General features: G+C 68.6%; 16 protein-coding genes. 6 read left to right on the forward strand and 10 right to left on the reverse strand.

Going from position 1 to position 13,322, the window contains the following annotated elements; all coding sequences use genetic code 11:
- Window positions 1-6 precede the first annotated feature (6 nt).
- Entirely contained in the window at window positions 7-387 is a 381-nt protein-coding gene (locus tag ACJEIK_RS02585; protein WP_064858763.1) for a sterol carrier family protein, read from the forward strand.
- Between the two features lie 3 nt (window positions 388-390).
- Here the strand turns inward: ACJEIK_RS02585 and ACJEIK_RS02590 are convergent, their stop codons facing one another.
- Window positions 391-1,734 carry a DoxX family protein gene (locus tag ACJEIK_RS02590; RefSeq protein WP_409430995.1) on the reverse strand — a complete coding sequence of 448 codons (1,344 nt, stop codon included), beginning with the start codon at window positions 1,732-1,734 and terminating at the stop codon, window positions 391-393.
- A gap of 216 nt (window positions 1,735-1,950) precedes the next feature.
- On the opposite strand from ACJEIK_RS02590, the gene purF reads away from it, so the two are divergent.
- Together purF and purM are read left to right on the forward strand one after the other, a co-directional pair.
- On the forward strand, window positions 1,951-3,483 hold the full coding sequence (gene purF / locus ACJEIK_RS02595; protein ID WP_409431790.1) for an amidophosphoribosyltransferase: 1,533 nt from the start codon (window positions 1,951-1,953) through the stop codon (window positions 3,481-3,483).
- A gap of 63 nt (window positions 3,484-3,546) precedes the next feature.
- Window positions 3,547-4,629, forward strand: coding sequence for a phosphoribosylformylglycinamidine cyclo-ligase (purM, locus tag ACJEIK_RS02600; RefSeq protein ID WP_020098790.1), 1,083 nt, complete (start codon window positions 3,547-3,549; stop codon window positions 4,627-4,629).
- Window positions 4,630-4,689: 60 nt separating this feature from the next.
- On the opposite strand, the gene ACJEIK_RS02605 is transcribed toward purM, so the two are convergent.
- The gene (locus ACJEIK_RS02605) at window positions 4,690-4,902 is read right to left on the reverse strand and encodes a DUF3073 domain-containing protein (protein WP_409430996.1); all 213 of its coding nucleotides are present in this window, start codon (window positions 4,900-4,902) and stop codon (window positions 4,690-4,692) included.
- Window positions 4,903-5,071: 169 nt separating this feature from the next.
- Entirely contained in the window at window positions 5,072-6,136 is a 1,065-nt protein-coding gene (locus tag ACJEIK_RS02610; protein ID WP_061010238.1) for a folate-binding protein YgfZ, read from the reverse strand.
- 39 nt (window positions 6,137-6,175) lie between these two features.
- Here ACJEIK_RS02610 and ACJEIK_RS02615 point away from each other — a divergent pair, with 39 nt between their 5' ends.
- The gene (locus ACJEIK_RS02615; RefSeq protein ID WP_409430997.1) at window positions 6,176-6,982 is read left to right on the forward strand and encodes an aminodeoxychorismate lyase; all 807 of its coding nucleotides are present in this window, start codon (window positions 6,176-6,178) and stop codon (window positions 6,980-6,982) included.
- Between the two features lie 349 nt (window positions 6,983-7,331).
- On the opposite strand, the gene ACJEIK_RS02620 is transcribed toward ACJEIK_RS02615, so the two are convergent.
- From ACJEIK_RS02620 to lmeA, 7 genes are all read right to left on the reverse strand, one after another.
- Window positions 7,332-8,018: an FABP family protein gene (locus ACJEIK_RS02620; RefSeq protein ID WP_061001505.1), complete on the reverse strand. Its 687-nt coding sequence runs from the start codon at window positions 8,016-8,018 to the stop codon at window positions 7,332-7,334.
- A 224-nt stretch (window positions 8,019-8,242) separates the two neighbouring features.
- On the reverse strand, window positions 8,243-8,545 hold the full coding sequence (locus ACJEIK_RS02625) for a DUF1416 domain-containing protein (protein WP_020098804.1): 303 nt from the start codon (window positions 8,543-8,545) through the stop codon (window positions 8,243-8,245).
- Window positions 8,546-8,547: 2 nt separating this feature from the next.
- Window positions 8,548-9,384, reverse strand: coding sequence for a sulfurtransferase (locus ACJEIK_RS02630; RefSeq protein ID WP_135355857.1), 837 nt, complete (start codon window positions 9,382-9,384; stop codon window positions 8,548-8,550).
- Window positions 9,385-9,422: 38 nt separating this feature from the next.
- Complete coding sequence (locus ACJEIK_RS02635; protein ID WP_138247851.1) at window positions 9,423-9,893, reverse strand: DUF4395 domain-containing protein; 471 nt, start codon at window positions 9,891-9,893, stop codon at window positions 9,423-9,425.
- Between the two features lie 82 nt (window positions 9,894-9,975).
- Window positions 9,976-10,068, reverse strand: a complete 93-nt coding sequence (locus ACJEIK_RS02640) for an Ms5788A family Cys-rich leader peptide (RefSeq protein WP_366663813.1) — start codon at window positions 10,066-10,068, stop codon at window positions 9,976-9,978.
- Between the two features lie 29 nt (window positions 10,069-10,097).
- Complete coding sequence (locus ACJEIK_RS02645; protein WP_409430998.1) at window positions 10,098-10,523, reverse strand: thioredoxin family protein; 426 nt, start codon at window positions 10,521-10,523, stop codon at window positions 10,098-10,100.
- A complete protein-coding gene (gene lmeA, locus ACJEIK_RS02650) occupies window positions 10,520-11,317 on the reverse strand; it encodes a mannan chain length control protein LmeA (protein WP_138247853.1) in 798 nt (265 codons plus the stop codon). The genes ACJEIK_RS02645 and lmeA overlap by 4 nt, the downstream gene beginning before the upstream one ends.
- A gap of 208 nt (window positions 11,318-11,525) precedes the next feature.
- Between lmeA and ACJEIK_RS02655 the strand changes: the two genes are divergently transcribed.
- Together ACJEIK_RS02655 and mshD are read left to right on the forward strand one after the other, a co-directional pair.
- Window positions 11,526-12,302: a winged-helix domain-containing protein gene (locus tag ACJEIK_RS02655; protein WP_064858769.1), complete on the forward strand. Its 777-nt coding sequence runs from the start codon at window positions 11,526-11,528 to the stop codon at window positions 12,300-12,302.
- Window positions 12,299-13,213, forward strand: a complete 915-nt coding sequence (gene mshD, locus ACJEIK_RS02660; RefSeq protein ID WP_135355862.1) for a mycothiol synthase — start codon at window positions 12,299-12,301, stop codon at window positions 13,211-13,213. Before ACJEIK_RS02655 ends, mshD begins: the two co-directional genes overlap by 4 nt.
- The last annotated feature ends 109 nt before the right edge of the window (window positions 13,214-13,322 follow it).

Raw genomic sequence — 13,322 nt, forward strand, 5'->3', positions numbered from 1 at the left:
CCTGAGATGGTGACGCGTAAGGCGCCCGACCCGGCGGCGACGCGGGCGGCGGTGCTGCTCATCGCCGACTGGCTGCGTGACGATCACGCCGGAACGCCGCCGCGCGCCGCGATCGCGGAGGCCGTGCGGCTGACGGCGCGCACCCTGGCGGCCGTCGCGCCCGGCGCCAGCGTCGAGGTGCGGGTGCCGCCTTTCGTTGCCGTGCAGTGCATTTCGGGCCTCAGTCACACCCGCGGCAACCCGCCCAACGTCGTGGAGACCGACCCGCGGACCTGGCTGCTGCTGGCGACCGGACTGCTGTCGCTCGACGACGCCGCGGGCGCCGTCGAGCTGTCGGGGTCGCGGGCACCGGAGATCGGCCCGTGGCTGCCGCTGGTCGACCTGTAGCGCTCACTTGAAGAACGGGTACTCCTGCACCCAGTGGAAGCCCCTGTTGCGCAACGTGAATTGATCGAGGTCGACCTGATCGAGGGTGATCTGCACCGGTCGGCCCTGCAGCGTGCCGGTCAGTTGCAGCTGCCGGGCCGCCGGCCGCGACACCTTCAGCTCGGCCAGTGCCGCGCCGCCGGGGCCGGTCGCGGTGACGGTGTCGGACTTGATGGTGGCGGGGGCGTCGACCAGCTCGCCGTTCATCCGCTGATACGTCAGGGCGCCGTCCGTCTCGAAAACCAGCCGTTGCCAACGGGTTTGATCGGTCGTCAGCGGCGGCAGCCGCTTGCCGTCCACGCTGAACTCCCGGACCGACCAGATCCCGTACAGCTCGGGCTTGGCCTTGCCGCCGCCGTAGGCGTGCCAGGCCTGCCAGCTGGCGAGGATGCATCCGGCCAGTACCCAGAGCCCGAGCACGGCCTGCACGGTGGCGGCTCTGCGATTGGCCCGCGCGGAGCTGAACAGGGCGGGTTGGCTCACCGGCTCCGACGGGCGTTGCAGCACGAACAGGTCCGTCAGCCGACGCAGCTGCGGCGCGAGCAGCACCAGGCTCATCAGCAGCAGATGTCCGGACAGGATCTTGACCGGCACGTCGAACGTCATGTTCAACAGGAACACCTGGGCCATGCTGGCCAGCCCGAGCAGCGTGCCCAGGGTCGCGGTGCGCGGCAGGAACATCAGCAATCCAGCCAGTACCTCCACGGCGCCGAGCGTCATCTCGTACGGGTGTGAGCTGCCCACCTGCAGCCACAGCACAGAGGCCGGACTCAAGTCGCCGAAGGACCGCAGCAGCGCGGACGGCGGCGGAGACGGCATCTGGGTGGGCACCAGTTTGGCGAACCCGTAGAAGAGCATCTGGCCGGCGACGCACAACCGCAGGAAGGTCAGGAACCACGCCGACAGCCGCGCGTAGTCGGGCCGCCGTCGGTCAATGAGCGTCCACACCGCGGTGCCGACGGCCGCGACGACCGCCAGGGTGAAGACCATCACCCAGACGACGGTCTGATCGCCGCTGCCGGAGTCCTGATGGAGCACCGCGTCGACGCCGAAGACCTCGCGACCGACCCACCTCAGTGGCGGGCCCAGCAGCGTCATCTGCCACATCACCGCCAGCTTGGGCAGCCACTCGCCGACGATCCCGAAGAAGGCAAAGGTGATCTGCGCGAACAACACACAGAACAGACCGAAGTACAGAAAGCAGAATCTGAATGCGATCTTCGTCACGGTCGACCATGGCCGGGTGGGGTCGGCGGCGACGGGATCGGCGACAACGGAACCGGAACTCTCGGATAATTGACTGGCCATGAAATCCATATAAACAGCCGGATTGAAGTGGGCTGATGAGACGGCTGACGCCCCCGCGCGAAGCCGTCCGCGGCGCGGCGGCCGAGCCGGAAACCGGCCCGGCCGACACGCCTACGGTGTACGACGCGCCAACAGAAGGAAGATTCGATTCCGTTTCGCGCCCAACGGGACCGTAGACTCGAACCCGTCACCAACCGCCTCCCCGGGAGCAGCCCTATCGTGACCGAACAGACCGAGAACGAGCCACGCGAGGAATGCGGCGTATTCGGGGTCTGGGCCCCTGGCGAGGATGTGGCAAAGCTCACTTACTACGGTCTCTATGCCCTGCAACACAGAGGGCAGGAAGCGGCAGGTATCGCTGTCGCTGACGGATCGCAGATTCTGGTCTTCAAGGACCTCGGTCTGGTCAGTCAGGTGTTCGACGAGCAGACCCTGGCCGCCATGCACGGCCACGTCGCCGTCGGGCACTGCCGCTACTCCACCACCGGCTCCACGACGTGGGAGAACGCCCAGCCGGTGTTCCGCAACACCGCCGCCGGCACCGGCGTCGCGCTCGGTCACAACGGCAACCTGGTCAACACCGCCGAACTGGCGGCCCGGGCCCGCGAAGCCGGACTGATCAACGCGCGTGGCCATGTCGCCGCCACCACCGACTCGGACATCCTGGGCGCCCTGCTGGCGCACGGCGCGGCCGACTCGACGCTGGAACAGTCCGCCCTGGAATTGCTGCCGACGGTCCGTGGCGCGTTCTGCCTGACCTTCATGGACGAGAACACCCTGTACGCCGCGCGCGACCCGCACGGCGTCCGTCCGCTGTCCCTGGGCCGGCTGGACCGCGGCTGGGTCGTCGCCTCCGAGACGGCGGCGCTGGACATCGTCGGCGCCTCGTTCGTCCGCGACATCGAGCCCGGTGAGCTGCTGGCCATCGACGCCGACGGCGTGCGCTCGACCCGGTTCGCCAACCCCGAGCCCAAGAGCTGCGTCTTCGAGTACGTCTACCTGGCCCGCCCGGACAGCACCATCGCCGGCCGCTCGGTCCACGCCGCGCGCGTCGACATCGGCCGCCGGCTCGCCCAGGAGAAGCCCGTTGACGCCGACCTGGTGATCGGGGTGCCCGAATCGGGCGTACCCGCGGCCGTCGGCTACGCGCAGGGCTCGGGTATCCCGTTCGGCCAGGGCCTCATGAAGAACGCCTACGTCGGGCGCACGTTCATCCAGCCGTCGCAGACCATCCGTCAGCTCGGTATCCGGCTCAAGCTCAACCCGCTGAAGGAAGTCATCCGCGGCAAGCGGCTGATCGTCGTCGACGACTCGATCGTCCGCGGCAACACCCAGCGCGCCCTGGTCCGCATGCTGCGCGAGGCCGGTGCTGTCGAGGTGCACGCACGCATCGCGTCGCCGCCGGTGAAGTGGCCATGCTTCTACGGCATCGACTTCGCCACCCCCGCCGAGCTGATCGCCAACGCCAAGAGCACCGAGGCGAGCGAAGACGAGATGCTCGAAGCGGTCCGCCACGCGATCGGCGCCGATTCATTGGGCTACATCAGCCGCCAGGGCATGATCGCCGCCACCGAGCAGCCCGCCACCAGGCTGTGCGCGGCCTGCTTCGACGGCAACTACCCGATCGAACTGCCAGGTGAAGCCGCCCTCGGCAAGAACGTCGTCGAGCACATGTTGGCATCGGCGGCCCGCACCGGGCTCCCGCTGACTGTCGACAACGACAACGCCTCGGCCCTGCGTCGTCCCTGACCTGACGGCCGTCAACAGGCGCGACGTGCATCCGCGAGGGTGCGACCGGTAGCCTTGGGGCCGATGACTAGCCAGGATGAGCGAGCTGAATCGATTGGCGCCTCCTACGCTTCGGCGGGGGTTGACATCGAGGCAGGCGATCGCGCCGTCGAATTGTTCAAGCCCCACGCCAAGAAGGCCACCCGCCCCGAGGTCCGGGGTGGCCTCGGAGGTTTTGCCGGGCTGTTCGGCCTGAAAGCCGGGTACCGCGAGCCGCTGCTGGCTTCGTCGACCGACGGTGTGGGCACCAAGCTCGCCGTGGCGCAGGCCATGGACAAGCACGACACCGTCGGCATCGACCTCGTCGCGATGGTCGTGGACGACCTCGTGGTGTGTGGCGCCGAGCCGCTGTTCCTGCAGGACTACATCGCCGTGGGCCGTACCGTGCCCGAGCGGGTGGCCGAGATCGTCTCGGGCATCGCCGAAGGCTGTGTGCAGGCCGGCTGTGCGCTGCTGGGTGGTGAGACCGCCGAGCACCCGGGCCTCATGGAGCCCGACCACTACGACATCTCCGCGACCGGCGTCGGCGTCGTCGAGGCCGACGACCTGCTTGGCCCCGAGAACGTCCGCCCCGGCGATGTGATCATCGCCATGGCCGCCACCGGCCTGCACTCCAACGGCTACTCGCTGGCCCGCAAGGTGCTGCTCGAGATCGACCGCATGAGCCTGTCCGGGCACGTCGAGGAGTTCGGCCGCACGCTCGGCGAAGAGCTGCTGGAGCCGACACGGATCTACGCCAAGGACTGCCTCGCGCTGGCCGCGGAGACCCAGGTACGCACCTTCTGCCACGTCACCGGCGGCGGACTGGCCGGAAACCTGGAACGCGTCATCCCGCACGGCCTGACCGCAGAGATGGACCGCGGTACCTGGACGCCGGCACCGGTGTTCCAGATGATCGCCCAGCGCGGCCGCGTGGAGCGTGCCGAAATGGAGAAGACGTTCAACATGGGTGTCGGCATGGTCGCCGTTGTCGCGCCGGAGGACACCGACCGCGCACTGGCGATTCTGACTGCCCGGCACCTGGACTGCTGGACTCTGGGCACCGTCAACAAGGGTGGCAAGAGCAGCGTTCGCGCCGAGCTGGTGGGCCAGCACCCGCGCTTCTGACCTTCGGGTCGCGCGCGGGGCTGGGCCTGCGGCCCTGGGACTCAGGGCCGCTCGTGGGGTCTAGTGACGCCAGTCGTCTTCGGGTACGGCCCAGCGACCGGCGGGCTCGTCGCCCGAGTCGTCGTCCAGGTCGTCATCCATGGCACTGGAGCTGTAACCAACGGAGTCGTTCGAGAGCTCTCGCTGCAACCGAGTGAAATCGGTCTGCGGTGAGCTGTACTTAAGGTCTCGAGCAACCTTGGTCTGCTTTGCCTTTGCCCGGCCGCGGCCCATAAGGGACCCCCTCGCGCAATAACGGAGCGGCCCGATGTGCAGGCGGCTCCGATCTGAGTGTGTTTATTGTCCTGCCGTTAGCTTACCGTGCCCGGCGGTCTCATGCTGGCAGGCCACCCTCACCGGGCGTCCGGGGAACGAATCAGGCGGAAGACGCCAGTTCCGTGGCCTAGCGGGCGCCGCCGCGAAGCCGGTCCACCGCTGCCCGGCCCGCGCCGGCGGACGTATCGGCCTCCGGCAGTGAGTCCGCGTCGATCGCCGCAGGTACCTGGGCGTCGCCGCCGGTGGTCAGTTCGGTGTCCGCGGGCACGCCGCGCTTGAGCAGTGCCAGCGCGATCGGGCCCAGGTCGACATGCTCGGCGACGGTCCCCACCCGGCCGATCGCCCGGCCACCGGCGAGCACCGGATCACCCGTCGCGGGACGGTCGTCGCCGCCGTCCAGATGCAGCAGCACCAGCATGCGGGGCGGCTTGCCCAGATTGTGGACCCGCGCGACGGTCTCCTGGCCGCGGTAGCAGCCCTTGTCCAGATGCACGGCGCCGACGCCCGGCCCGCCGATCCAGCCGACCTCATGCGGGATGGTGCGCTCATCGGTGTCCACGCCCAGCCGCGGCCGCAGCGCCGCGACCCGAAGCGCCTCATAGGCCCACAGCCCGGCGGGCCGGACGCCCGCGTCGAGCAGCCGCTGCCGCCACGCCGCAGCGTCGGCCCGCGGCACCACCAGCTCGATCTCCTGCGGGCTGACGCGGCGCACGAAACCACCACCGGGCAGCGGGGCCGCGGTCCATTCGGTGTCCGGCGTCGGCAGGTCGAGGGCGTTGACGGCGGGCCCGAGCAGCGACAGCACCGCGAGATCGGCCGGGTTCACCTCGACCTTGGACCAGAACACCATCTTGCGCAGGAAGTCGGCGAGCGGCTGCCCGCGCCACGACTCGGTGTCCAGCGTGGTGACGCCGCCGAGTTCGGTCTGCAGCCAGTGGTCCTCGACGCGGCCCTGACCGTCCAGGCTCAGGTTCTGCACGACGGACCCCTCCGGCAAAGAGCTGACGTGCTGGCTCGAGATGGTGTGCAGCCAGCTCTGGCGGTCGTCGCCGGTGAGCTCGATGGTCGCACGGTGGCCGCGGTCCACCACGATGGCCTCGGTGGCGGCGGCACGCTGCTCCCCGAGCGGGTCGCCGTAGTGCCAGACGGCGCCGGCGTCGGGTCCGGATTCGGGGGCGGGAACTGCGCTCATGCTTCGAGCGTAGTTGGCCTCCCGACTAGCCTTCAGGCCGTGACCACCCCGCCGCCCATCGTCGTCGCGGTCGACGGCTGCCGGGCCGTGATTCGTGCCGACGACCCGGTGTTCTGTCGCGGTGACGGGGTCTTCGAGACGGCACTGGTGCGTGACGGCGTCGTCCGCCTGCTCGACGAGCACCTGACGCGGCTCGCGGGATCGGCGACGCTGGCGGGCCTGCCGTGCCCTGACGCCGTCAGTTGGCTGGCGGCGGTGGCGACCGCGATCGGCCAGTGGCCCGACGGGGAGGCCGTGCTGCGGCTGGTCCTCGGCCGCGGCGTCGACGGTGTGGTGGCCTTCGTGATGGCATCCGCCGTGCCGGCTCGCGTCGCCGCGGCCCGTCGCGACGGCGTCGCGGCGGTGACGCTGGTGCGTCCGCATTGGCCGCTCGCCGCCGCGAAATCGCTGTCCTATGCGGCGAACGTGGCCGCGTTGCGCCACGCCGAGCAGGCCGGCGCCGGCGACGCCGTCTTCGTCGACGCGACGGGCGCGGTCCTCGAAGGCCCGCGGTCGGCCGTCGTACTGGCGGTTCGCGGCGCGGCCGGCGAACCCGTTCTGGTGACGCCCGATGCGTCGTCGATCCTGCCGTCGACCACGCAGCGCGCGCTGTTCGCGGCCGCCGCGGCACAGGGCACCGAGTGTGTGTACCGGCGGGTGACCGTGCCGGATTTGCTTGCCGCACAAGGCGTTTGGCTGTTGTCTGCCATCACGCTGGCGGCGCGGGTGCATACCTTGGACGGGCGGGCGCTGGCGGAGTCGCCCTTTGCGCCGCTGATCGCCGAGCTGATCGACGGCCAGATCTGAGGCCGGAAAAATCGGTTGTCGAGGCTCCGAGGCGGGAGTACGGTCGCACGTACACAGGGAAGGAGGTGGTCCGACAAATTGATTGATTCTTTGAGGACATGTGAGGTGGCTGCCCGCTAGTAGCGCCGGGTAATTCCCGAGCGCACTCGCGAATTCCCGCAGCCACCCGGCCCCCGAGCCTCCCGGTCTTGTCCAACCAGGAACCTTGGCTCGGGGGCCGCCTCATGTCCGGGGTAGGTCAGCCGGCATCAATTGCGCCGAGGTCGACGAAATGGTCGTGATCCGAGGGGTATCGCAGCCAATCGGTCCATCTCGGCACGAAGCCGCAGGAATCGAAGCCGCAGAAACGTCAGCCGACGAAACGCGACAGGCGCGCGGAGAGATGCGGGGTCAGGCCGCCGTCGGCGTCCACGCGCTCCTCGACGTACGCCAGATCGCCGTTCTCGATGATCCCGTAGAGCCGCTTCGCGCCGCCGACCAGCATGCCGGACTTGCTGCGAGCCAGGGCGTCGGTCGCCAGTTCCCAGGAGGCCTGGTTCAGCGGGGTGCCGTAGAACAGCTCGACGTAGCCGGCCGAATGCGCCAGCAGCAACTCGATGGCCTGGGACTCGTCCTGCCCGTGGGGATCGGTCGGGTCGTTCACGAACCGCCAGTAGCCGGTCTCGCGCAGGCCCGGACCGGCGTATTCGCCGTTCTCGTCGAGCCGCCAGGAGCGGGCATCCCAGTTGAGGTAGTCGCCGCCGTTGTGCGACACGATGATCTGCTGACCGAACCGGTAGTCGCCGGCGGAATCGCGGCCTTCGCCTTCGCCGCGCCAGACGCCGACGAGCGGCAGCAGGGCCAGCAGGGCGTCGTTGAAGTCCGCGCCTTCGCGCAGGTTGGCGGTGTCCGCGGGCAGCGGCAGATCGTCGAACCCGGGTACGTTGCGCGCGGCCGTGGCCTTGGCGCGATCGGCAGCCGCGGCGATGGCACGGTCGCCGGAACCGGCCAGTGCGCCGAGCTCGCCCAAGCCGTCAGGATCCTGGTCGGACGTCACGACTCGTCGGTGATCAGGCGGTACAGCGCGTAGAGCGCGAACCAGGTGATGGCCAGCGAGGCCGCGACCAGCAGGATCTCGAAGAAAAGCACCACGGACAGATAGGTTACTCGCGATGCCGGTGTGACGTGCGCCGCACCGGCCGGGAAATGCGACGAGCGGCCGCATCGGCACACCAGGGCATGAAGTCCGGGTACCGATACGGCCGCTCGCGGCCAAAGAAACTAGGCGACCTTGACGTCGACCTCGTGGATACCGGCACCGGTCGGCGCCACCACGGCGTCGCCGTTGCCGACCTTGGACAGCGCACGCAGCGTCCAGGTGCCGGGCGCGGCGAAGAACCGGAAGTCACCGGTGGCCGACGCGACGACCTCGGCGGTGAATTCGTCGGTGCTGTCCAGCAGCCGCACGAACGCGCCACCGACCGGCTGGCCCGAGCCGTCGACGACGCGGCCGGTGATGACGGTTTCCTTCTCCAGGTCAACGCTGGCCGGCAGCGTCAGGCCTTGCTTGGGTGCAGAGCACATAATCAGTTTCCCAACTCGATCGGGGCACCCACCAGGGAGCCGTATTCGGTCCAACTGCCGTCGTAGTTCTTTACATTCCGGTGGCCCAGCAATTCCTGCAGCACGAACCAGGTGTGCGACGAACGCTCACCGATGCGGCAGTAGGCGATGGTCTCCTTCTCGCCGTCGAGGCCGGCGTCGGCGTAGATCTTGGCCAGCTCCTCGTCGGACTTGAAGGTGCCGTCGTCGTTGGCGGCCCGGCTCCACGGCACGTTGATGGCGCTCGGCACGTGGCCGGGGCGCTGGCTCTGCTCCTGCGGCAGGTGCGCCGGAGCCAGAATCTTGCCGGAGAACTCGTCGGGCGAACGCACGTCGACCAGGTTCTTGGTGTTGATCGCGGCGATCACCTCGTCGCGGAACGCGCGGATGCTGTTGTCGATCGGCTTGGCCTCGTACGAGGTCGCCGGGCGGACGGTGGCGTCCTTGACCAGTGGGCGGTCGTCGAGCTCCCAGCGCTTGCGGCCACCGTCGAGCAGCTTGACGTCGCCATGGCCGTACAGCTTGAAGTACCAGTAGGCGTAGGCCGCGAACCAGTTGTTGTTGCCGCCGTACAGGACGACGGTGTCGTCGTTGCTGATGCCCTTGTCGGACAACAGCTTCGAGAACTGCTGCTGGTCGACGAAGTCACGCTTGACCGAGTCCTGCAGATCATCGCGCCAGTCCAGCTTGACGGCGCCGGGGATGTGCCCCTCGTCGTCGTAGGCGCTGGTGTTCTCGTCGACCTCGACGAACACCACGCCGGCGGTGTCGAGGTTGTTCTCGGCCCATTCGGTCGAGACCAGGACGTCGGAACGTGCCATGTACGAATTCCTTTCGGTTGCTTATCAGCTCTAGCGGGTCAGGAGGTGGCGGGGATGCCGGTGCGGCGCAGGCGCGCCACCAGGGGGTAGATCTGGCAGCCGAGGCAGATGCCGAAGGCAGCGTTGAGGAAAGCGGCGATCAACGCGAACGCGGTGGCACCCAGGCCCAGCGCGGGGATACCCGCTGCGAAGCCGGCGAATCCGGCGATCGCGAACAGCAGCCCGACGAGTTGGGCGAACTTCAGCGGCGCGACCGGTTCCTTCTCGGTCACCGGCGCCAGCCGCGGCGCGATGAAGGTGGCGAAGATGCGGCCGTACGGGTGCTTGCGCGGTCCGCCGATGGCGCCGATCGCGAACACCACGGCCTGCACGCCGAGAATCACGGCCGCGGCGATCGGGCTCGCGGCCGAGACCAGCAGCGCAGCGATCAGCACGCCGGTGGTGACCCAGGCTGCGAAGCGGGGTCCACGCACGTCGACCTGCGGGGTTTCGATGGAATTGTCTGACATGGGAAAGCTCCTGTTGTTGGGAAGACGTGGACCTGCCACGGAAAGCTGCTCGGAGCGCAACACGAAACGACGGCGCGGCTACTCAGCAGCTACAACAACAACAGCAACAACCCGCGACGCGGCACAGATCTACTGCGCGACGTTTGGTGAGCAGGAGCTCGCGGGGGGATAACACGGCAGACAGCTTACCCAACAACGGGGTGCTCAGGCCAACAGCGGTAGCAGGGCCTCGCGCAGATCAGCGGATTTCGGGACGCCCGCGGTGCGGTACCGCTGCTGCCCCGAGGCGTCGAAGATGAACGTCGTCGGCAGCGACAGTACCGACAGGCGGCGGGCCGCAACGGGATTGGCGTCCAGGTCCAGCTCGACGTGCGCGACCCCGAGGTCGTCACACACCTGGCCGACGACGCGGCGGACGGCCGCGCAGGGTCCGCACCACGTTGCGCTGAAATGGACGACGGTCGGGCCGGTGGTGGACAGGCCGAGATCGGCGTTGTCGTTTTCGGCGGACGGTTCGGCCGGCGTCACTTCCTTCATCAGGCCGGCACGCAAGGTCAGCAGCCGGCCGATGATGTACGCGATCCCGAGGGCGGCGACCAGGACCGTCAGCACCACGACTGTGGAGTTCATGACTGTCTGAACCCATCGAGGGGCACGGTTACTCCCGTGGCGATGCCTTCGATGATGACGTCGGAGCCGCGCGCGCCCTCACTGGTCGGGGTCAGCCCGAACGGCAGCTTCATCCCCGGCATCGTGGTGGAGAAGGCCCGCAGCACCGCGGCCTTCTTGTCGTCGGGCACCTTTTCTTCCGCAGTGCCCGGGCCGGTGAGCACCTCGGTCGCGGTGAACACCAGGTTCGTGTGGTCGGCGCCGGTGATGGACAGGTCCACCGAGACGCTGACGCGCTTGTCCAGGCCGGCGGCGGTCGGGGTCCCGGTGAACACGAGGCCGTGGCTTTCGGAGATGCCGGACTCGGTGGTGCCGCCGGTGGCGTCGTTCGAATCGTTGGTGGGCGCTTCCACCAGCAGGTCCTTGATGCCCATGAAACGGCCGACGTGGGTCGAGTCCACGATGATGCGGCTCTCCAGCTTGGTCGAGGTCAACTTGGCGTCGGGCCCGATCAACCAGGACTTGGGTGTCGCGACCATGTCGTACAGCGTCGCCTCGATGGACGCCTTGCCCACGACGGGGTGCGCGACGGCGGCGGCTTTGACCTCGACCTGCTGGTAGCGGCCCCGCGCCGCCTGGGTGCCGAAGGGGAAACCGAGGATCGACACCCACGGATCGAAGTGCAGGTGTGCGGCGGTCCGGACACTGCGCGACATGCGGTATTCGGCGAAGATCGCGAAGCCGAAATCGGTGCCCACGACCGCGAGGATCAGCACGACCGCTGGGATCAGCAGCCGGGTCAGCACCTTACGCATCCGGACATTCTGGCGTACGCCCAGGCACGCAGCGTCGCGACCGGCCGTTCCAAGCCGCTAAATCGCAGGTGGCAAGCTATCGTTAGATGATCTTGGCCGGTAACGGCCATGTGTCAGCCATGATTCTCCGGAGTTGAATCGGATTGAACTGCGACAGCGTCGTCGCGGGGGAACGTCCGGTGCGGCCCCGGACGTACTGGAGGACCCGTTGGATCTTCTGCTACTGACCGTCGACCCGCACCCGGAGTCTGTACTCCCGGCGCTGGCGCTGCTGCCGCACAGCGTGCGGCCGGCACCCACCGAGGTGTCGTCGTTGCTGGAAGCCGGCAACGCCGATGTGGCGATCGTCGACGCGCGCACTGATCTCGCGGCCGCCCGCGGACTCTGTCGTCTGCTGGGCAGCACCGGTGCCTCCGTCCCCGTGGTGGCCGTGGTCAACGAAGGCGGCCTGGTCGCCGTCAACGTCGAATGGGGCATCGACGAAATCCTGCTGCCCGGCACCGGGCCCGCCGAGATCGACGCGCGGCTGCGGCTGCTGGTGGGACGCCGTAACGGCGTCGCCGACCAACAGAGCGCCGGCAAGATCACGCTCGGCGAGCTCGTCATCGACGAGGGCACCTACACCGCCCGGCTGCGTGGCAAGCCTCTTGACCTGACCTACAAGGAATTCGAGCTGCTGAAGTACCTGGCGCAGCACGCCGGCCGGGTGTTCACCCGCGCCCAGCTGCTCCAGGAGGTGTGGGGCTACGACTTCTTCGGTGGCACCCGCACCGTCGACGTGCACGTCCGGCGCTTGCGCGCCAAGCTCGGCCCGGACTACGAATCGTTGATCGGCACCGTCCGCAACGTCGGTTACAAGGCCGTTCGGCCCGCGCGCGGCCGCACCAACGGTGCCGCCGAGTCGGTCGATGACGTCGACGACGAGGACGACGGCGACTCCGGTGACGTCGAGAACGGCGCTCGGCAGACCCAGCCCGCGCAGTGACGGAACTGACCTGGCACACCGCATTGAGTGCTGCCGACCAGACGGCCATCCGTGAACTCGTCGCGGCGGCGACTGCCGCGGACGGGGTTGCCCCTGTCGGCGACCAGGTGCTGCGCGAACTCCCGCTGGAGCGCACCCGCCATCTGCTGGCGCACGACTCGGGTGCGTTGATCGGCTATCTGAACCTCGCACCGGACATGGCGGAGGCCGTCGTCGCCGTCGAGGCACGACGCCGGGGCATCGGCAGCGACCTGATCCGTGCCGGCCTCGCCGCCGGTGGCGCGGCGACCCGTATCTGGGCGCACGGCAACCTCGATGCCGCGCGTGCCACCGCTGTGGCACTCGGCCTGACCGCGGTGCGCGAACTCTGGCAGATGCGTCGCTCGCTGTCCGACTTGCCTCCTTTGCTGGGTGAACCCGGTGTCCGGCTGACCACGTATCCGGGGCCCGAGGTCGACGCCGAACTGCTGCGCGTCAACAACGCGGCGTTCCACTGGCACCCCGAACAGGGCGGCTGGACGCAGGCCGAGGTGGACGAGCGCCGGGCTGAATCGTGGTTCGATCCGGCGGGGCTGTTCCTGGCATATGACGCCGACGATGCGGCCGGGGAACGGTTGCTCGGCTTCCACTGGACGAAAGTTCATCGGACTCCGGACACCGAGTCTTCTGACGCCTCCGGCGTCGGCGAGGTGTACGTCGTCGGTGTGGGGCCGGACGCGCAGGGCCGCGGTCTCGGAGCGTTGCTGACGCTGGCCGGTCTGCACCACCTGGCGGACCGGCTGGGTGCGGGCGGGACCGTACTGCTGTATGTCGAGGCAGACAATGCCGCGGCGGTGAAGACCTACCGACGTCTCGGGTTCGAGCTGTACAGCGCCGATGTCGCCTACGCGGCAGCCCCGACCGTTAGCTGAAACGACGAGTTGCCTGAAAAGTCGCTGATCGAGTTCACCCGGTGTTCATTCGGCATCAGTGATTCGTCCATTACGGCCGCATACGTTGCGCGGGAGTCGGAAGCCGACC

It is taken from the genome of Mycobacterium sp. SMC-16 (genome assembly GCF_046250085.1).
Taxonomy (GTDB): domain Bacteria; phylum Actinomycetota; class Actinomycetes; order Mycobacteriales; family Mycobacteriaceae; genus Mycobacterium; species Mycobacterium phocaicum.